Genomic DNA, 18,902 nt, shown 5'->3' on the forward strand with positions numbered 1-18,902 from the left:
TCCGCCGTGCCAGCCTGATCCGGTAGTTCAGCCCGCCGGAAACCATCGCTCCTACACCACGCGATGGGACACGACCCACGCTGCGTCGCCTCGGCCATCGACTGGCGGGCAACGAGGCAGCTGTGCACCGCGGCCGACAGAACTGTTTGACGGGCCGGGCGGTCTGTCCCGGAACGCCTCCGCCTGATGTGGAACGGCTTTGTTCTTCCGCTGATCCAGATGAGCGAAGTCGCTGCTTCGGGATCCTTGCAGGGCCAGCATGAAACCTGCGTGGATGGAGCGCCTTCCTGAGACCGAGCCGCGCCGTTCGTGGCGGCATGGTCGGCCGGCGGGCGGCGATCACATTGATCGGCAGGAGCGATCCTTACCGGCACCACACCTGCAGCCTATTCCGGTTTCTGGCTTACGATGCTGGGACGCCGCGACAGCGGCCGGCGCAGCGATTCAGCTGCAATGTTCGGAATGGCCGGGGCGCCAATTAGCACGGTCAGCGCAGGGCTTGACCCGAACCTGCCCCAGGTGGGGACGGCCAGGGTACCAAGCACACGGTCATCACACGAAAGCAGATGGATGGTGCCCAGAGCCGGAATCGAACCAGCGACACTGCGATTTTCAGTCGCATGCTCTACCAACTGAGCTATCTGGGCCCAAGCTGCGGAACCGTTGCCGGCGCCGCCGTGGTGAGGTGGCGCGAAATACCGGACCTGGATGAGGCTGTCCAGCCACCAAATGCACCGAACGGCCATTGTTTGTGGGCGCCGGTGGCTCAGCCTTCGGTCTTGTCCTCGGGCTCCACCGGGGTACCCGGTACCGCGTAGCTGCCGCTCAGCCACCGGCCGAGATCCACCTGCTTGCAACGCTCTGAACAGAACGGGCGAAGGGAAGGGGCGGATGGTTTGCCGCAGATGGGGCACCGCGCCGCCTTGGTTCCTGGTGTGGGTTTATCGCGCATGGATATGTTCCTCCCCGACGGGGCAGAGCGGGTCCGGGCACAGCTCCAAGGAGCCCGCCTCCGCGGCAAAGATCTGCAGGGTATCGCCTGCTTGCCGGAGTGCTCGGAGAACGGAAGGCGGCGCCGTCAGCATCAGCCGTGCTCCCGGCTGCTGGTGGGCCGTGCGGAGGCCTTGCCGCAGGGCGGCGAGGCCCCGGCTCAGCGGCGAAGGCGGAAGCCCCAGGATTTCGTGCAGGGGGCGCCGAACCCGGCGTCGCTGGACCTCCAGCAGCCCAAGGCCGGTCAGGCCGACCAGACGGGCGAGGGGATCGGCCCTCAGGGTTTCGGCAAAGCCCGGCAAGAGGTCGCGGCGCCGGGCCGCGGTGAGCCCCGCCATGTCGATCAGGATGGCGCCGGCTGCATGGCGCAGGCGGATCTGCCGCGCGACCTCGGCCAGGGCGCGGGCATTCAGCGCACGGTGCGCCGCCGCGTCACGGCCCCCCGCCTGATGGCCGGCATCAATGTCGATGGCCAGCAGTGCTGGGGTCGGGTGCAGCGTCAACCGACCGCCGCCGGGCAGCAGCACCTCCTGCGCACCGAGCAGGCTGAACTCCTCTTCCACCGCTTCCTCGAACGCGGAGGATCGCACCAGCTCGACCCGCTGCCGTCCCAGTACGCCGCGCAGCCTGGCCGCCGTCGCGGCATGGTCGACGCGCACGGGAAGCTCCGGGAACGCCTGGGCCAGACGCAGCGGCGCGTCCGGCCCGGCGGCGAGCCGGCGCAGCGGGCCGGTGACCACGTCGCCCGGGACCACCGCGAGGCGCGGGCCCTTGCCGCCCTGTGCGGCGCGGGCAATCCGGACGCGCAGCCATTCGCCTTCGCTGCGGCCTCTGGCGCCGTCCGAATCCGGCAGAAAGCCCGTGGCGCCGCCCGCCAGCGCCACAAAGGCGCCGGCCATGGCCGGAGCCCGCGCGGCGAGCCGGCCGACATGCAGGTCGTCCAGTCCTTCGGGATCGAAAGGGCGCTCGATGAAGGCGGCGTCGAGCCGCTCGTCGCGCCACAGCGCGGTACGCTGTTCCCCGGGGGAGACCGAAACCAGGATCAGGGACGCAGCCATCCAATGCCCCGCAGCAATTGCGCGGTCTCGTGCAGCGGCAGGCCGACCACGTTGGAGTGGCTGCCGGACAGGAAGCGCACGAAAGCCTCCGCCGATTCCTGGATGGTGTAGCCGCCCGCTTTGCCGCGCCATTCGCCGGATGCGATGTAGGCGTCCACCTGCTGCGGCGTCAGGCGCTGAAAGGTGACGATGCTTTCCACCACGCGCGTCAGCAGCCGGCCATCCGGCAGGCCGAGCGCCACGCCGGTGTAGACGCGATGGCGGCGGCCAGAGATCAGCGCCAGACAATCGCGGGCCTCGGCCTCGTTCTCGGCCTTCGGCAGGATGCGGCGGCCGACCCCCACCACCGTGTCGGCGGCCAGCACCAGCGCATCCGGCTCCAGCGCCATCACGGCACGGGCCTTGGCCTGGGACAGGCGGCCGGCGAGCGGGCGTGGCAGTTCCTGCTTGCGGGGCGTTTCGTCGATCTCGGGGGGCAGCACGCGCGCCGGCACCACGCCGATGCGGCGGAGCAGATCGAGGCGCCGAGGGCTGCCGCTGGCCAGGATCAGGGAAGGGCGCCCGGAGGCCGGCGCCGCGGCGCGGACCGGAGGGGACACCAGGGGGGCCATCTGGCCCGCCTCGGACATTACTTGAACCGGAAGGTGATACGGCCCTTGGTCAGGTCGTACGGAGTCATCTCGACATTCACCCGATCGCCGGCCAGCACGCGAATGCGGTTCTTGCGCATCTTGCCGCTGGTGTGGGCGAGAACCATGTGCTCATTGTCGAGCTTCACGCGGAACATGGCGTTGGGCAGGAGTTCAACGACTTGGCCGCTGAACTCAATCATATCTTCTTTAGACATCAGGCCTCTTTCGGCGGTGCTGCTGCGGGAACGGGCGGGCGGCGCGGACCATGATGGCCCAGGCTCCGCCGGTCAAGGATAGGCACGGGATCTCGCCCACCCTTGACGCATCCGCAACAGAAATGGCGCCTGCGCGCGCAATCTTCAACGGGGCGCAGGACGGGGTCGGCAGGCCTCAGCCCTGGCCCAGACGCATGGCGATCGAACGGGCATGGGCGGTCAGCCCTTCCGCCTCGGCCAGCGCCACGGCGGCCGGACCGATGGCGTCGAGGCCACGCTTCTCCGCGCTGATCCAGGTGGTGCGCTTCAGGAAATCGAACACGGACAGGCCGGAGGCGAAGCGGGCGGTGCGGCCGGTGGGTAGCACATGATTCGGCCCGGCCACGTAGTCGCCCAGTGCTTCCGGGCAATGGGCACCCAGAAAGGCGGCGCCGGCATGGCGGACGCGGGCGAACAGCGCCTGCGGGTCGGCCACCATCACCTCCAGGTGCTCGGGTGCCAGCCGGTCCACCAGCGCCGCGCCTTCCTCCCAGTCGCGCACCACGATGATGGCGCCGTGCTTGTCCCAGGAGGCGCCGGCGATGGCGGCCCGCGGCAAGGTGGCGAGGTGGTCGGCAACGGCGTGCTCCACCGCATGGGCCATCTGCGCGCTGGTGGTGATCAGGATGGCCTGGGCACTCTCGTCATGCTCGGCCTGAGCCAGCAGGTCGATGGCGATCAGCGCCGGGTTCTGCGAGGCATCGGCCAGCACCACCACCTCGGATGGGCCTGCGATCGAATCGATGCCGACGCGGCCGAAGACCTGGCGCTTGGCTTCCGCCACGTAAGCGTTGCCGGGACCGGCGACACGGTCCACCGGATGGATGCTGTCGGTGCCCCAGGCCAGCGCCGCGATCGCCTGGGCACCGCCGACGCGCCAGATCTCGGTGACGCCCGCGCGGTGCGCCGCGGCCAGCACCAGGTCGTTCAGCACGCCGTCCGGCGTCGGCACCGCCATGGCGATCCGGCCCACCCCCGCGACGCGGGCCGGGATGGCGTTCATCAGCACGGAGGACGGATAGGCCGCCTTGCCGCCGGGCACGTAGATGCCGGCCGCGTCGATCGCTCCCCAGCGCATGCCGAGCGTCAGCCCGAGCGTGTCGTCCAGTTCCACGTCGTTGGGCAGCTGCGCGGCGTGGAAGCGCTCGATGCGGGTGGCGGCGAGGTCGAGCGCGTCCAGCAACTCGGGGGCGCAGCGGGCCTGCGCGGCGTCGATCTCGGAGGCCGGGACGCGCAGGCCGGCGGCGCCGCCCTCCGGGGTCCAGCGGTCGAACCGGGTGGTCAGGTCGAGCAGCGCCGCGTCACCGCCGCGCTTCACCTCGGCGATGATCGACGCCACCGCCGCGTCCACCTGCGCGGTGGTGTCCCGCGCCTGGTCGAGCAAGGCGCGGAACTCGGCCTCGAAGCCGGACTGGGCGGTGGACAGGCGGATCATGGGTTTGGTTCCGGGGCGGTCTTGTGCTGGATGACGGGCGAGATCAGGCGGCGACCAGGGCGGCGCGGAAGCGGGCCAGCCAGTTGCCGATCGCTTCCGGCCGCGTCTTCAGCGCGGTGCGGTTGACGATCAGGCGCGAAGTGACGGGGGCGATCACGTCGGTTTCCACCAGCCCGTTGGCCTTCAGGGTGGAGCCGGTCTGCACCAGGTCGACGATCAGCCGCGACAGGCCGAGGGATGGCGCCAGCTCCATGGCGCCGTTCAGGTGCACCACCTCGGCCTGGATACCCTTGGCTGCGAAATGGCGGCGGGCGATGTTGGGGTATTTGCTGGCCACCGCGACGCGGGATTGCCGCGCCATGCCGGGCGCCCCGGCGCCGCCCACCGGCTCGGCCACCGAAACGCGGCAGGCGCCGATACCGAGGTCGAGCGGGGCGTAGATCTCCGGATAGTCGAACTCCATCAGCACGTCGGCGCCGCAGATGCCGATCTGCGCCGCGCCGAAGGCCACAAAGGTCGCCACATCGAAGGAGCGGACCCGGATCACGTCCAGCTGCGGGTCGTTGGTCTCGAACCGCAGCCGGCGGGAAGCTTCGTCGTGGAAATCGGCCGCTGGCCGGATGCCCGCACGGGCCAGCAACGGCGCCACCTCCCTCAGGATGCGTCCCTTGGGCAAGGCCAGCACAAGCGGCAGGGCATCGGTGCCGCCGGCCGTGATCCTGTTGTTGATGGGCTGGTCCATGGGAAATGCTATCACTGCAAGGGGTGGCTGGGCAGAGGGCGCAGCGCCGGATCAGCCTGCGATGCGATCGATCTCCGCGCCCACCGCGGCCAGCTTCCGTTCGACCCGCTCATAGCCCCGGTCCAGGTGGTAGACGCGGTTCACCACCGTCTCGCCCTCGGCGGCGAGGCCGGCGATGATCAGGGACACGGAAGCACGCAGATCGGTCGCCATCACCGGCGCGCCGGACAGCTTGCCGATGCCCCGCACGATGGCCGAGGAGCCATGCGCATTGATCCGGGCGCCCATCCGGGTCAGCTCCGGCACATGCATGAAGCGGTTCTCGAAGATCGTCTCGGTGATCATGGAGGCGCCCTCGGCCACCGCCATCAAGGCCATGAACTGGGCCTGCATGTCGGTGGCGAAGCCGGGAAAGGGCTCGGTCATGACGTCGACGCCGTGCAAACCGTTCAGGCGGCGGGCGCGCACGCCATCGGCCTCCTGCAGCAGCTCCACGCCGGCCTCGCGCAGCGAATGGGTGCAGGCGCCGAACAGGTCCAGCCGCATGCCTTCCAGCAGCAGCTCGCCGCCGGTGATGGCGCCGGCGCAGGCGAAGGTGCCGGCCTCGATCCGGTCGGGCAGGATCGGGTGGGTGGTGCCGTGCAGGCTGTCGACGCCCTGCACCACCAGGCGGTCGGTGCCGATGCCCTCGATACGGGCCCCCATCGACACCAGGCACTGGGCCAGGTCGGTGATCTCCGGCTCGCGCGCCGCGTTGATCAGCTCGGTGGTGCCCTCGGCGAGCGTCGCGGCCATCAGCAGGTTCTCGGTGGCGCCCACCGAAACCTGGGTGAACAGGATGCGGGCGCCCTTGAGGCGGCCATCAACCCGGGCGTTGATGTAGCCGGCCTCCAGCTCGATCACCGCACCCATCTGCTCCAGCCCCTTGAGGTGCAGGTCGACGGGGCGGGTGCCGATGGCGCAGCCGCCGGGCAGCGAGACGCGGGCCTGGCCATAGCGCGCCAGCAGCGGCCCCAGCACCAGCACGGATGCGCGCATCTTGCGCACGAGGTCGTAGGGCGCCTCGAAATCGGTGGCGGCGCCGTCCAGCGAAATCCGGCGAGAGGCGGTGTCGTGCTCGACCCGCAGGCCGTGCTGCGCCAGCAGCCCGCCCATGGTGGCGATGTCGGACAGCGCCGGGGCGTTGGTCAGCACCACCGCCTCGTGAGTCAGCAGGCCTGTGGCCATCAGCGGCAGCGCCGCGTTCTTGGCCCCGCCGACGGCGATGCGGCCCTCGAGGCGGCGGCCGCCGCGAATGCGGATACGATCCATGCTGGGGATTTTCCCTTACAGCTTCGGCAGCGAGACGCCGCGCTGGCCCATATACTTGCCCTTGCGGTCCGCATAGGAGACCTCGGGCTCGCCGGCGCCCTGCAGGAACAGGAACTGGCAGATGCCCTCATTGGCGTAGATGCGGGCCGGCAGCGGGGTGGTGTTGGAAATCTCGATGGTGACCTGGCCTTCCCATTCCGGCTCCAAGGGGGTCACGTTCACGATCAGGCCGCAGCGGGCATAGGTGGATTTGCCGAGGCAGATCACCAGCACATCGCGCGGGATGCGGAAATATTCCACCGTGTGGGCGAGGGCGAAGGAGTTGGGCGGAATGATGCAGGTGTCGCCCTTGCGGGTGACGAAGCTGTCCTCGGCGAACTTCTTGGGGTCCACCAGGGCATTGTCCACGTTGGTGAACACCTTGAACTCATCTGCCACCCGGGCGTCGTAGCCGTAGGAGGACAGGCCGAAGGAGATCACGCCCTCGCGGCGCTGGCTCTCGACAAAGGGCTCGATCATGCCGTGCTCCGTCGCCATGCGGCGGATCCAGCTGTCAGGCATGATGGACATGGGCCAGGTTTCCGTGCGGCGGCGGGAAGGTCGGCCGGGATACCGCAGGGTGGCGCCCGGAGCAACCATCCGGGAGGGGTCGCGTCTCAGCCCCGCGGCTTGGAGGCGGGGGGAGGAGAAGGATCGCCTTCGGCGCGGGCACGGCTCTGGGCCTTGCGGCGGCGCAGGTTCTCGCGCAGCGCAGCGGCGCGCCGGGCCTCTCGCTCGGCCTGGGCGGCGGCGGCCGGGGTCTTGGGCGGATCGGGAGGCTGTGCCATCGGGCGACGGAACCGGGAAAATGGTGCTGCTGGACAGGATTGAACTGTCGACCTCTCCCTTACCAAGGGAGTGCTCTACCACTGAGCTACAGCAGCTGAACGCCGTGAAAGCGAGGCGCTACCTACCGTCCGGGGCCGGGGCGTGCAAGGGGCCATCGTGCCGGTCGGGACCGAAAAAGCGCCTCGGGCCCGTCTGCAGGGGGTGGGGCGGCGACGCCACAGGGGAGGCGCCCACGCCGGGGCCGTCCGACCGGGCGCGACACGGGCTGCCCGGCCGGCGTCCCGCGCCCTTAATAGACGATGAAGCCGCGAATCACGTCCAGCATGGCGTCCGGTTCGTCGGCGCGGATGGAATGGCTGCTGTTGCGGAAGATGCGCAGGTCGGAGCCCGGGATCAGCCGGTGGATTTCCTCGGAGAATTCCGGAGGGCAGATCCAGTCATGGGCGCCGGCCAGGATCAGCGTCCTGGCGGTGATGTTGCTCAACTCCGGCCGCAGGTCGAAGGAGCGCAGGAAACCGCCGGGGCGGAAGGCGCGGTTCAGCGCCTCCGGCTCGTGCAGGGTGCGGGCGCGGCCGTCGCGCGCCCTGGCATCGTCATGGGTGGTGGAATACAGCGGTCCCATCACGGCATAGAAATGTTTCAGCTTCTCCACCGTGTCGAGTTCACCCTCCCACAGCATCCGGCAGACGCGCTGCTGCTCCGGCGTGCCGCGCTCGGCCACGATCTGCTGTGCGCGGGCGTTGAACCCCGCATGCGCGGCCGTCACCACCAGGACGAGGTGCGACACGGAGGCCGGGTAGCGCGCCGCATGCGCCATGGCCACCATGCCGCCATAGGAGGTGCCGATGGACACGACCGGCCCGAGGCCGAGGTGCTGGCGCAGCGCTTCCAGGTCCTCGACATTCTCGTCCAGCGTGTAGCGCGCCGGGTCGCCCTTGGCGGAACGTCCTTGGCCGCGATGGTCGAGGTAGACGAGCTGCATGCGCTCGGCGAGCGGTGAGAAGCCGGGCTTGAAGCCGCTGTGGTCGCCGCCGGGTCCGCCATGCAGGATCATGGCGACGGGCCGCTCCCGCAGGCGCGGCCCGTCCGGCACCAGCCCCAGCCCCTCAATGTCGAAGAAGATCTCGGTGTCGCGGATGGATGCGCGCATGGGACTGTTCCCCTTCAGGCTACCGGAAGCCGCTCGCGCAGCTCGTCCACCAGCACCCGGGTGTTTTCCGAGTAATCCACGGGAACGGTGACGAGGTGGACGCCGCCCGCGGTGAAGGCGCGTTCCAGCGTCGGCACGAAGTCGCCGATCCGCTCGACCCGCCAGCCGCTGGCGCCGTAGCTCTCGGCGTAGCGCACGAAATCCGGGTTGCCGAAGGTCATGCCGAAATCGGCGAAGCGGTCCACCGCCTGCTTCCAGCGGATCATGCCATAGGCGCCGTCCTCCAGGACCAGTACCACCAGGTTCAGTTTCAGGCGGACGGCGGTTTCCATCTCCTGGCTGTTCATCATGAAGCCGCCATCGCCGCACACGGCCAGCACGTGCCGATCCGGGTGCAGCATCGCCGCCATCATCGCGGAAGGCAGGCCGGCGCCCATGGTGGCCAGCGCATTGTCCAGCAGCAGGGTGTTGGCCTGGGTGGTGCGGTAGTTGCGGGCGAACCAGATCTTGTACATGCCATTGTCTAGCGCGACGATGCCGTCGGCGGGGATCACCTGGCGCACATCATGGACGATGCGCTGCGGCGTGAAGCGTTCCTCCGTCGCACGGTCGGCGATGCGCGCCAGGATGCCGTCCCGCAGCGGCAGCAGCGCCCCGGCGTTCGGGATGCGGCCTTCCACCCGGTCGGCCAGCAGGCGCAGCGAGGGGCCGATGTCGCCCAGCAGCTCGGCCTGCGGGAAATAGACCTGCTCCACCGTCGCTGGCTGGTAGCCGACATGGATCACCTGCGGCCCGCCCGGGCCCATGATGAAGGGCGGCTTCTCGATCGTGTCGTGGCCCACGGTGATGATCAGGTCGGCACGCTCGATCGCCTCGTGGACGTAGTCGCGCTCGCTCAGGGCGGCGGTGCCCATGTAGAGCGCGGTGCCGCCGGGCACCGTGCCCTTGCCCATCTGCGTGGTGAAGTAGGGGATGCGGGTGCGCAGCACGAACTGCGCCAGGTCCTCCGTGGAGCGTGGACGGGAGGCGGCGGCGCCCAGCATCACCAGCGGCCGCTCGGCGGCCAGGATCATGGCCGCGGCACGGTCCAGCGCCGCCGCGCCGGCCACCGGCAGCTCGGTCGGGTGCGGCGGGATCATCGGCAGCGCGTCGCATTCCTCGGCCGCGATATCTTCCGGCAGCTCCAGATGCACCGGGCCGGGGCGCTCCTCGGCGGCGATGCGGAAGGCCTCGCGCACCTGGGTCGGGATCATCTGAGGCGAGACGATCTGCCGCGACAGCTTGGTCAGCGGCTTCATCGACGCCACCACGTCCACCACCTGGAAGCGCGCCTGGCGGGAGGACAGGATGCCCTTCTGCCCGGTGATCATCACCATGGGCATGGCGCCCAGATGCGCATAGGCCGCGCCGGTGGACAGGTTCAGCGCTCCCGGTCCCAGCGTCGTGATGCAGACGCCAGGACGGCCGGTGAGGCGGCCATAGGTTGCGGCCATGAAGGCGGCCGCCTGCTCGTGCCGGGTCAGCACCAGCTCGATCGCCGAGTGCCGCAGCGATTCCAGCACGCCGAGGTTTTCCTCGCCCGGCACGCCGAAGATCCGGTCCACGCCCTCATTGGCCAGTGCCGCCACCAGCAGATCGGATCCTTTGGTCATGGGAGGCCCCTTCGAATTGCCAGAAAATGTCCAGGTGATGTTAGACCCCTGGCTCCCGGAGGCAACCGCAGGCCGGCCGCCGGAGCCAGGCAACCCGGCGGCACCGCCCGCGCTTACTTCCTGCCGCCAGCAGGGAAGGGGGCTCCGCCATGCCACCGGCCACGGGCCAACTGGAACGCTACCACGCCAAGCGCGACTTCCGCGTCACGGCCGAGCCGCGCGGCGGTGCTACGAAGCGGGCCGGCCCGGCGCCGGCTTTCGTGGTGCAGAAGCACGACGCCAGCCGGCTGCACTGGGATTTCCGGCTGGAGCATGACGGCGTGCTGTGGAGCTGGGCCGTGCCCAAGGGCCCGTCGCTGGATCCGGCCGACAAGCGGCTGGCGGTGCATGTGGAAGACCATCCGCTGGATTACGCCGGTTTCGCCGGCACCATCCCGGAAGGCCAGTACGGCGCCGGTACGGTTGAGCGCTGGGATTTCGGCACCTGGACCGGCCCGGACGATCCCGCAGCCGCGCTGCGCAAGGGCGAGCTGAAGTTCACGCTGAAGGGCCGCCGCCTGCGGGGCGCCTTTGTGCTGGTGCGGCTGAAGCCGCGCGGGCGGGAGAAGGCCGAGAACTGGCTGCTGATCAAGGAGCGTGACGGGCAGGAACGGCCCGGGATCGATGCCGCCGCGCTGGAACAGGCGGTGCGCGTGCCGCAGCCGGGCCGCGCCGCCCGCGCCAAGGGCGATCCGGCCCCGGCCCAGGCGCCGCCGGCGCGCGACGAGGCCGCGCCGGCTCCCGAGGCGGACAGCCCGCCGGCGCCGGGTGCCCGCCGCGGCCGCATGCCGCGCGCCCCGCGCCCGCAACTGGCGCAACTCGTGGAAGACCTGCCCGAGGAAGCCGGCTGGCTGAACGAGGTGAAGTTCGACGGATACCGGCTTCTGCTGCGCATCGAGGACGGTGCCGTGCAGGCGGTGACGCGCGGCGAGCAGGACTGGACGGCAAGGCTGCCGGCGGTGGTGCAGAGCGTCGCGGGGCTCAACAGCGGCGACGCGCTGCTGGATGCCGAACTGGTGGCCCTGCGGCCGGACGGTGTGTCCTCCTTCGTGCAACTGCAGCGCGCCCTGTCGGAGAAGCGCGATGACAGCCTGTACCTGTACGTGTTCGACCTGCTGCATTGGCGGGGCTGGGATCTGCGCGGCTGCGCCCTGGCCGACCGCAAGGCGCTGCTGCGCTCGGCGCTGAGTTTCAACGACACGGTGCGGTTCAGCGACCATCTCGAAGGCCGGGCCGGCGCCATGCGGCGGCAGGCCTGCGCCATGGGGCTGGAAGGGATCATCGCCAAGCGCGCCGACGCGCCATACCGCGAGGGCCGGGGCGCCGATTGGCGCAAACTGAAATGCGGCCACCGCGAGGAGCTGGTGGTGCTGGGCTGGACCGATCCGAAGGGCACGCGCACCGGCCTGGGCGCGCTGCAGATGGGCTTCTGGGATGCGGCGGGAACGCTGCACTATGCCGGCGGCGTCGGCACCGGCTTCGATGCCGCCGAGCTGCGCCGGCTGCGCAGGCGCCTCGACCGCATCGCGGCGGAGCCGCCGCGCGACCTCCACTACGCCGACGAGCCGCCGGAGCGGGGCATCCACTGGGTGCAGCCGGAGCTGGTGGCGGAACTGCAGTTCGCCGGCTGGACCGGCGCCGGCCGCATCCGCCAGGCGGTGTATCTCGGCCTGCGCGAGGACAAGGCCGCGCGCGACGTGGTGCGCGAGGCCCCGGGCACGGACACCCCGCGCCGCCGGCTCCGGCCATTGGCGGTGCCGCGCATCCTGCGCATCGCCCGCGACGGCATCGCCGCCCCCCGGGAGGAGGCCAAGCAGCCAGCCGGCGAACCGGCGCTGTCGCATCCGGAGAAGCCGCTCTGGCCCGGCATCACCAAGGCCGATCTGGCGCAATACTGGCGCGACGTCGCGCCGCACGCGCTGCCGGAGCTGGCGGGGCGGCCGCTCGCGGTGCTGCGCTGTCCCGACGGCATCGCGGGTCAGCATTTCTTCCAGAAGCACGCCATGCGGGGCCAGCCGGAAGCGCTGCGCGCCGGCGATCATGGCGGCGCGCCCTATCTGGTGCTGGACGATGTGAACGGGCTGATCGCCTGCGCGCAGCTGGCCGCCATCGAACTGCACGCCTGGGGCGCGCGGGAAGACGACCCGGATCATCCCGACCGCCTCGTCTTCGATCTCGATCCCGGCGAGGGCATCGGCTTCGACATGGTGGTGGATGCGGCCAGGGAGGTGCGGGCGCGGCTGAAGGCCCTCGGGCTGGAAAGCTTCTGCCGCACCTCCGGCGGCAAGGGGCTGCACGTGGTGGTGCCGATCGCGCGCGGCTTCGGCTGGGATGCGGTGCGCAATTTCTGCCGCGGCTTCGCCGAGATGTTGTCGGCCGAGGCGCCGGAACGCTACCTGTCCAAGGTGTCGAAGGCGGCGCGGCGCGGCCGCATCTTGGTGGACTGGCTGCGCAACGGCAAGGGCGCCACGGCGGTCGCATCCTTCTGTCCCCGCGCACGGCCCGGCGCGGGCGTGGCGACGCCGTTGCGCTGGACCGAGGTGAAGCACGGGCTCGATCCCCAGGCCTTTACCCTGAGCACCATTCGCGACCGGCTGAAGAAGCAGCGGCGCGACCCCTGGGGCGATTGGCGCGCGCTGGAGCAGGCGCTGCCGGTTCTTCCCGCGAGAAAGAGGAGGTTGATCCGATGAGTGAAGCCCGCCCGCTCTGGCATGGCACGCTGCGGCTCGCGCTGGTGTCCTGCCCCGTCCGCCTGCTGTCGGCGCATCACGAGCGCAACAACCTGCACTTCCACATGATCAACCCCGACACTGGCAATCGCATCCGGATGGTGACGGTGGATGCCGGCACTGGCGAGGAGGTGGAGCGGCGCGACACGGTGCGCGGCTACGAGTTCCAGAAGAACGACTATGTCCTGATGACCGACGAGGATTTCGAGAGCGCCCGCATCGACAGCAGCCGCACCCTCACCATCGCCAAATTCGTGCCGCGCGACAGCATCGACAGCCTGCATTTCGATGCCGGCTATTATCTGGTACCAGACGGCAAGGAAGGACAGGATGTTTACGCGGTGCTGCGGGAAGCGCTGGACCAGAGCGGAACGGCGGCGCTGTCCCGCCTCGTGCTGTTCCGCCGCGAGCGCGCCGTGGCGATCTTTCCGCATGGCGAGGGCATGCTGCTGCACACGCTGCACGAAGAAGGCGACATCAACCCCGCCGCCGACGCCTTCGACGAGATCGAGACGATCCGCACCGAGCCCGAGATGGTGAAGCTGGCCCGCCAGCTGATCGACCGGCAGCGCGATCGCTACGATGCCGCCGATACGGAAGACCGCTACGAGGCGCGGCTGCGCGATTTGATCGATGCCAAGCTGCGCGGCGAGGGCCTGCAGCCGGAACGGGAAGAGGCGCGAAGCGACAATGTGATCGACCTGATGGCGGCGCTGAAACAAAGCCTGGGCAGCCAGGACGACGCCGCCGCATCCTCCAGGAAGCCCCGCAAGGCTGCGGCGGGCAAGGCCGCCGCCAAGCCGGCCAAGAAGCCGGCAGCCGCCGCCAAGACGGCCACGTCCGCCAAGGGCCGCGGCAAGGCGCCGGCCGCGCCGAAGCGCAAGCGGGCCTGAACGCCCCGAACCGGCGCAACACGGGCATCACGCCCTTTCCACGGCTCGCGGTGCCGCCGGTCAGCCCGGCGCGAGCGGCAGGCCCACATAGTTCTCCGCCATCACCTGCTGGGCGGCGGGCGAGCCGCGGATGTAGTCCAGCTCGGCGATCTGCATGCGGCGGGCGAAGCCGTCCATCTCCGGAAAGCGATGCGTCAGGCTGGTGAACCACCAGGAAAAGCGCTCCGCCTTCCAGACCCGCGCCAGCGCCCGCGCCGAGTAGCCATCAAGCCCCGCTTCCGAGCCGTCGCGGTACCGCGCCACCAGCGCCTCGGCCAGCATGGCCACGTCCGATGCGGCGAGGTTCAGCCCCTTGGCGCCGGTGGGCGGCACGATGTGGGCCGCGTCGCCGGCCAGGAACAGGCGGCCATGCCGCATCGGCTCGGCGACGAAGGAGCGCAGCGGCGCGATGCTCTTCTCGATCGCGGGTCCGCGCACCATGCGCGCGGCCGCCTCGGGGCCGAGGCGAAGGGTCAGCTCGTCCCACAGGCGCTCATCCGGCCACTCGGCCAGCGTCTCCTCCAGCGGCACCTGCACATAGTAGCGACTGCGCGTCGGCGAGCGCATGGAGGCGAGGGCGAAGCCGCGCGCATGATTGGAATAGATCAGTTCGTGGTCGCAGGGCGGCACGTCGGCCAGGATGCCGAGCCATCCGAAGGGATAAACGCGCTCGAAGCTGCGCAGCGCGGCCTCCGGGATGCTGGCGCGCGAGACGCCGCGATACCCGTCGCAGCCGGCGACATAGTCGCACCTGACCTCGTGCATGGTGCCGTCCCGCCTGTAGGTGACCCGCGGCGCGTCGCCGTCGAGGCCGTGCAGCGCGACGTCCTCGGCCTCGAACACGGGTTCTGCGCCGCGCGCCAGATGCGCCTCGATCAGGTCGTGCGTCACCTCGGTCTGACCGTACACGGTGACGGCGCCGCCGGTGCGCCCGCGCATGTCGATGCGGAACAATTCGCCGTCCAGCGCCACCTGGAAACCCTCATGCACCAGTCCCTCCCGGCGCAGACGCGCCGCCACGCCGGCGCGCTCCAGCAGCGCCACGGTGCCCTGTTCCAGCACCCCGGCGCGGATGCGTCCCTCGACATGGGCACGGCTGCGGCGCTCGAGCACCAGGCAGTCGATCCCGGCGCCGTGCAGCAGCTGGGACAGCAGAAGCCCGGCGGGCCCGGCGCCGATGATGGCCACGGCGATGCGCTGCGTCACTGGACTGCTTCCCGATCTAGTTGGTTCCGGCCAGAGGATGCGGCGCGGTCCGGTTCCATCTCAATGGACAAAGCCGGCGCATTCCTGGACGATCCGTTCGGTCCGATGCGCAGCACCCTGATCCCGGTTTTCGCCCTCTACGGCGAGCAGCACAGCGACCCCGCGCCGGAGCCGGTGCATGTGGAGACGATCCACGCCCGCAGCCATTTGCACGATTGGATCATCCGTCCGCATCGCCACGGGATCCTGCAGCAGGTCTTCTGGATCCGGCGCGGCGACGGCACGCTGACGTTGGAGGGGGAGGAGCTTGCCTTCTCGGCGCCCCGGCTCTTCATCATGCCGCCCGGCGTGGTGCATGGCTTCCGTTTCCGCCGGGGCACGCAGGGACATGTGCTGACCCTGACATCGGCGTTTCTGGATGCGCACCAGGCGCTGCTGGGTCCATCGCTGCGGCGGGACGAGGTTTCCTCGCTGGATGCCGCCCCCCTGCGCCGGTGCCAGCACCGCCTGTCCCAGGCCTTCCGCGCCGTGCAGCGAAGCTTCGATGCCGCCCATGAACTGGAGCGGGCGCCCGGGCAGGCGGCGCAACTGGTGGGTGCCGTGCTGACACTGCTCGGAATGGTGGAACAGTTGTCGGAAGAGACCGGCAGCAGCGGACGGCCGCCCAGCCGGGCGGCCTTACTCACATCGCGCTTCCGCGCGCTGATCGATGCGCAGTTCCGTGCTTCCGCCAGCCTGCCGCAGCACGCCCGGCAACTCGGTGTCTCCGCGGCGCAGCTGACCCGGGCCTGCCGTCAGGTGACGGGACGTTCGCCGCTGATGCTGCTGCAGGACCGACGGCTGCTGGAAGGGGTGCGGCTGCTCACCCATACCAGCCTCAGCGTCGCGGAGATCGCCTATGCCAGCGGCTTCAGCGACCCGGCCTATTTCTCCCGCTTCGTGGCGCGGCGGTCCGGCATGCCGCCTTCCGCGCTGCGACGCCGCGCGCGCGGCGCTGTTCCAGCACCCTCGTCAGAAATTTAGGCCGGGAGCGCGGAGGGTCGTACCATCGGCTGGCGGAGACCGGTGGTGCGCGATGGCGCGGTGATAGGCCGCCAGGTAATCCTGCGCCATCCGCGGCGCGGTGCAGAACTGCTCGGCCCGCCGCCGGCAATCGGCGCGCCGTAACTGCAAGGCCGCCAGGATGCAGCGGGCCAGTGCCGCGACCCCGCCGGCCGGCGCCAGCCGACCGCTGAGGCGATCCACCAATGTCGGCAGCGCGCTCTGGGCAAAGCCGGTCACCGGCGTGCCGCAGGCCAGCGCCTCGATTGCCGCTTCGCCATAAGGATCGCTGGCGGGATCGGTGCAGACCGCCACGGCCGCCTCGGCCACGGCCAGCGGCATGCTGTCGGGCGGCAGCACGCCGACGTAGCGACTGCCATTGCTCAGCCGTGGCCGCACCCGTCCCCGCCAGAAATCCTCATCGCCGATCGGCCCGATCACCATCAGCGGGATGCCGGCGATCAGGCAGGCCTGCAGCGCCATCATCAGGCCCTGCCCGGGCGCAACCCGGCCGCGCCAGACCGCGTGCGGCGTCAGGTCCGGCTGCCGCAGGCAGGCCCGGAAGCGGTCCAGCGGGAGGCCATTCGGCACCAGCGGAAGCTCGCCCAGGAACGGTCGCCAGGCCTCCGCCACGGCGGGCGAGAGGGCGGTGAACGGCAGGTCGCGCCGGGTGCGCTCCAGCACGGCCGTGCCCAGCGGTTCGTCCGGCAGCGCATGCAGCGTGGTTACCATCGGCGCCGGCAGGCGGTGCGCCAGCATCACCGGCAATTCATGCGCCGTGTCGTTGTGGATGATGTCGGCGGGGTCATCCGCCAGCGCTGTCAGCATGCGGCGCTGCAGATCGAATTGCGCGGCCGCTGCGGCTTCCGCCGCGCGGGTGCCGGATCGCTGCCGGCCTCGGCCCGTGGCTGGTCCCAGGCACACCGGGTTCAGGCCAGGGTCGGTGCCATCGGCGGCAAACAAGCGGACCCGGTGGCCAAGGCGCAACAATTCCTGGACTAGCGTTCGAGTGTGGCGTTCCCGTCCGTCGGCGGAGGAACCGTCGATCGGATGGTCCAGCTGCGCCAACACATCGATCCGCATGCCGCATGCCCCGCCTATGCCGGGCCCGTACGGCCGGCCAGAGGAGGAAACGCTACCTTGGCTGACCAGTTTCGGCAGGCGCGGCATCTTTTTCGCGCCGCCGTGACGGTTGCGACCGGGCCGTGCCGGCAAATGGCGGCTTTTTCGGCTGTCAAACGCTTACGCCTGCGTCATCTTTCGATGTGTCACCTGTTCAACCGCCACGGAGCCGACCGCTGATGACCATGGGATTCCTGACGCGCCGCGCGACCCTGCTTGCCGGCAGCGCCTTGTTCGCGACCTCCGCCTTCGCGGCCGCGCCCGCTGCTGCGCAAAACCTCACCATCGCCATCGGCGGAGCCGTGACCTCGCTCGATCCACATTTCTACAATGCCTCGCCCAACAACAGCGTCGCCGCCCATTTCTTCGACAAGCTGGTGGAATTCGACGCCAAGGCACAGCTGGTGCCGCAACTGGCGGTCAGCTGGCGGGCGGTGGAGCCGACGGTGTGGGAGTTCAAGCTGCGCCCCGGCGTGAAGTGGCATGACGGCCGCGACTTCACGGCCGCGGATGTCGCCTTCACGGTGAAGCGCACGCCCGATGTGCCGAACAGCCCCGGCGGCTTCGGCTCCTTCGTGCGCGCGATCGAGCGGGTGGAAACGATCGATCCGCTGACGGTGCGTTTCCACACCCCCGGGCCCTACCCGATGCTGCCCACGGATCTGGCCTCCGTCGCCGTGATCTCCCAGCACGCGGGGGAAGGCGCCGCCACCGAGGATTACAACAGCGGCAAGGCGATCATCGGCACCGGGCCGTACAAATTCCAGGCCTACAGCCCCGGAACCCGCGTGCAGATGGTGCGCAACGACAACCATTGGAGCGGCAAGCCCGCCTGGGCCACGGTGGATTACCGCATCATCTCATCGCCGCCGGCGCGGACCGCCGCCATCCTGTCGGGCGATGTGGACATCATTGATACGGTTCCGTCGTCCGACCTGCCGCGGCTGAAGGGCGAAGCCAAGGTCGAGCTCACCTCGATCCAGGGGCTGCGCATCATCTACCTGTCGGCCGACCGCTCGCGCGACGCCGATCCGATCCACGTCACCGACAATGATGGCAGGCCGCTGCCGAAGAACCCGTTCAACGACCTCCGGGTCCGCAAGGCGCTGACCATGGCGATCCAGCGCGATGCGCTGGCGGATCGCGTGATGCAGGGCACCGCCAGCCCGAACGGACAGTGGCTGCCGCCAGGTGCCTATTCCTACAACCCCGACGTCAAGGTGCCGGCCTACGATCCCGATGGTGCCAAGAAGCTGCTGGCGGAAGCCGGTTTTCCGCAGGGCTTCCGCATGGTGCTGAGCACCCCGAACGACCGCTACCCGAATGATGCGCGCACGGCGCAGGCGGTGGCGCAGATGTGGACCCGCATCGGCGTGCAGACGCAGGTGGACGCGCTGCCCTGGTCCACCTTCTCGGCGCGCGCGAACCGCCAGGAATTCGGCATGCGCCTGGTGGGCTGGGGCAGTGCCACCGGCGAAGCCTCCTACGCGCTGGTCAACATCCTGGGCACGTATGACAGCGAGAAGCGGACCGGCGCCAACAATTCCGGGCGCTACAGCAATCCGGAGCTGGACGCGCTGACGGCCAAGGCTCTCGGCACGCTGGACGACAAGGCGCGGGAGGACATCCTGAAGCAGGCGGTGAAGGTGGCGATGGATGACGTCGCCATGTTTCCGCTGCACCAGCTGGTGAACACCTGGGCGGTGAAGAAGGGGCTGAAGCACGATCCACGCATGGATGAGCGGACCCGCGCGATGGATGTCACGCCCGGCTGATCCGGA

Annotated in this window: 17 protein-coding genes and 2 tRNA genes; 4 read left to right on the forward strand and 15 right to left on the reverse strand. The window is 70.0% G+C overall.

The window, feature by feature from the left end; all coding sequences use genetic code 11:
* Positions 1–571 precede the first annotated feature (571 nt).
* The 13 genes from D2K64_RS18745 to D2K64_RS18800 all read right to left on the reverse strand — a co-directional run bounded on the left by D2K64_RS18745 (position 572) and on the right by D2K64_RS18800 (position 10,052).
* A tRNA-Phe gene (locus D2K64_RS18745) sits at positions 572–647 on the reverse strand.
* 119 nt (positions 648–766) lie between these two features.
* Positions 767–952, reverse strand: a complete 186-nt coding sequence (gene yacG / locus D2K64_RS18750) for a DNA gyrase inhibitor YacG (protein WP_120009917.1) — start codon at positions 950–952, stop codon at positions 767–769.
* Positions 942–2,048 (reverse strand): ribonuclease E/G, encoded by a 1,107-nt coding sequence (locus tag D2K64_RS18755; RefSeq protein WP_120009918.1) that lies wholly within the window; start codon positions 2,046–2,048, stop codon positions 942–944. The genes yacG and D2K64_RS18755 overlap by 11 nt, the downstream gene beginning before the upstream one ends.
* A complete protein-coding gene (locus D2K64_RS18760; RefSeq protein WP_202910745.1) occupies positions 2,033–2,659 on the reverse strand; it encodes a Maf family protein in 627 nt (208 codons plus the stop codon). The genes D2K64_RS18755 and D2K64_RS18760 overlap by 16 nt, the downstream gene beginning before the upstream one ends.
* A gap of 17 nt (positions 2,660–2,676) precedes the next feature.
* The gene (gene infA, locus D2K64_RS18765) at positions 2,677–2,895 is read right to left on the reverse strand and encodes a translation initiation factor IF-1 (protein ID WP_007003972.1); all 219 of its coding nucleotides are present in this window, start codon (positions 2,893–2,895) and stop codon (positions 2,677–2,679) included.
* Positions 2,896–3,070: 175 nt separating this feature from the next.
* Positions 3,071–4,369: a histidinol dehydrogenase gene (hisD, locus tag D2K64_RS18770; protein WP_120009920.1), complete on the reverse strand. Its 1,299-nt coding sequence runs from the start codon at positions 4,367–4,369 to the stop codon at positions 3,071–3,073.
* A gap of 43 nt (positions 4,370–4,412) precedes the next feature.
* Positions 4,413–5,111, reverse strand: a complete 699-nt coding sequence (gene hisG, locus D2K64_RS18775; protein WP_120009921.1) for an ATP phosphoribosyltransferase — start codon at positions 5,109–5,111, stop codon at positions 4,413–4,415.
* Positions 5,112–5,162: 51 nt separating this feature from the next.
* Entirely contained in the window at positions 5,163–6,422 is a 1,260-nt protein-coding gene (gene murA / locus D2K64_RS18780; RefSeq protein WP_120009922.1) for a UDP-N-acetylglucosamine 1-carboxyvinyltransferase, read from the reverse strand.
* Between the two features lie 15 nt (positions 6,423–6,437).
* Positions 6,438–6,992 carry a dCTP deaminase gene (gene dcd / locus D2K64_RS18785; protein ID WP_120009923.1) on the reverse strand — a complete coding sequence of 185 codons (555 nt, stop codon included), beginning with the start codon at positions 6,990–6,992 and terminating at the stop codon, positions 6,438–6,440.
* Between the two features lie 86 nt (positions 6,993–7,078).
* Complete coding sequence (locus D2K64_RS25155) at positions 7,079–7,249, reverse strand: hypothetical protein (RefSeq protein ID WP_202910746.1); 171 nt, start codon at positions 7,247–7,249, stop codon at positions 7,079–7,081.
* Positions 7,250–7,270: 21 nt separating this feature from the next.
* Positions 7,271–7,345: transfer RNA gene (locus D2K64_RS18790), tRNA-Thr, on the reverse strand.
* Positions 7,346–7,539: 194 nt separating this feature from the next.
* The gene (locus tag D2K64_RS18795; RefSeq protein WP_120009924.1) at positions 7,540–8,400 is read right to left on the reverse strand and encodes an alpha/beta fold hydrolase; all 861 of its coding nucleotides are present in this window, start codon (positions 8,398–8,400) and stop codon (positions 7,540–7,542) included.
* 14 nt (positions 8,401–8,414) lie between these two features.
* Complete coding sequence (locus D2K64_RS18800; protein WP_120009925.1) at positions 8,415–10,052, reverse strand: acetolactate synthase large subunit; 1,638 nt, start codon at positions 10,050–10,052, stop codon at positions 8,415–8,417.
* A gap of 149 nt (positions 10,053–10,201) precedes the next feature.
* Between D2K64_RS18800 and ligD the strand changes: the two genes are divergently transcribed.
* Together ligD and ku are read left to right on the forward strand one after the other, a co-directional pair.
* Positions 10,202–12,781: a DNA ligase D gene (ligD, locus tag D2K64_RS18805; protein WP_120009926.1), complete on the forward strand. Its 2,580-nt coding sequence runs from the start codon at positions 10,202–10,204 to the stop codon at positions 12,779–12,781.
* Positions 12,778–13,713, forward strand: a complete 936-nt coding sequence (gene ku / locus D2K64_RS18810) for a non-homologous end joining protein Ku (RefSeq protein WP_120009927.1) — start codon at positions 12,778–12,780, stop codon at positions 13,711–13,713. Before ligD ends, ku begins: the two co-directional genes overlap by 4 nt.
* A gap of 60 nt (positions 13,714–13,773) precedes the next feature.
* Here ku and pobA read toward each other — a convergent pair whose 3' ends face one another.
* Positions 13,774–14,958 carry a 4-hydroxybenzoate 3-monooxygenase gene (pobA, locus tag D2K64_RS18815; RefSeq protein ID WP_120009928.1) on the reverse strand — a complete coding sequence of 395 codons (1,185 nt, stop codon included), beginning with the start codon at positions 14,956–14,958 and terminating at the stop codon, positions 13,774–13,776.
* Between the two features lie 63 nt (positions 14,959–15,021).
* On the opposite strand from pobA, the gene D2K64_RS18820 reads away from it, so the two are divergent.
* Entirely contained in the window at positions 15,022–15,981 is a 960-nt protein-coding gene (locus tag D2K64_RS18820) for a helix-turn-helix domain-containing protein (protein ID WP_120009929.1), read from the forward strand.
* Here D2K64_RS18820 and D2K64_RS18825 read toward each other — a convergent pair.
* Entirely contained in the window at positions 15,970–17,082 is a 1,113-nt protein-coding gene (locus tag D2K64_RS18825) for a glycosyltransferase (RefSeq protein ID WP_157985939.1), read from the reverse strand. The genes D2K64_RS18820 and D2K64_RS18825 overlap by 12 nt on opposite strands.
* A 218-nt stretch (positions 17,083–17,300) precedes the next feature.
* Between D2K64_RS18825 and D2K64_RS18830 the strand changes: the two genes are divergently transcribed.
* The gene (locus D2K64_RS18830) at positions 17,301–18,896 is read left to right on the forward strand and encodes an ABC transporter substrate-binding protein (RefSeq protein WP_120009931.1); all 1,596 of its coding nucleotides are present in this window, start codon (positions 17,301–17,303) and stop codon (positions 18,894–18,896) included.
* The last annotated feature ends 6 nt before the right edge of the window (positions 18,897–18,902 follow it).

The organism is Teichococcus vastitatis (assembly GCF_003604215.1).
Lineage (GTDB): Bacteria > Pseudomonadota > Alphaproteobacteria > Acetobacterales > Acetobacteraceae > Pseudoroseomonas > Pseudoroseomonas vastitatis.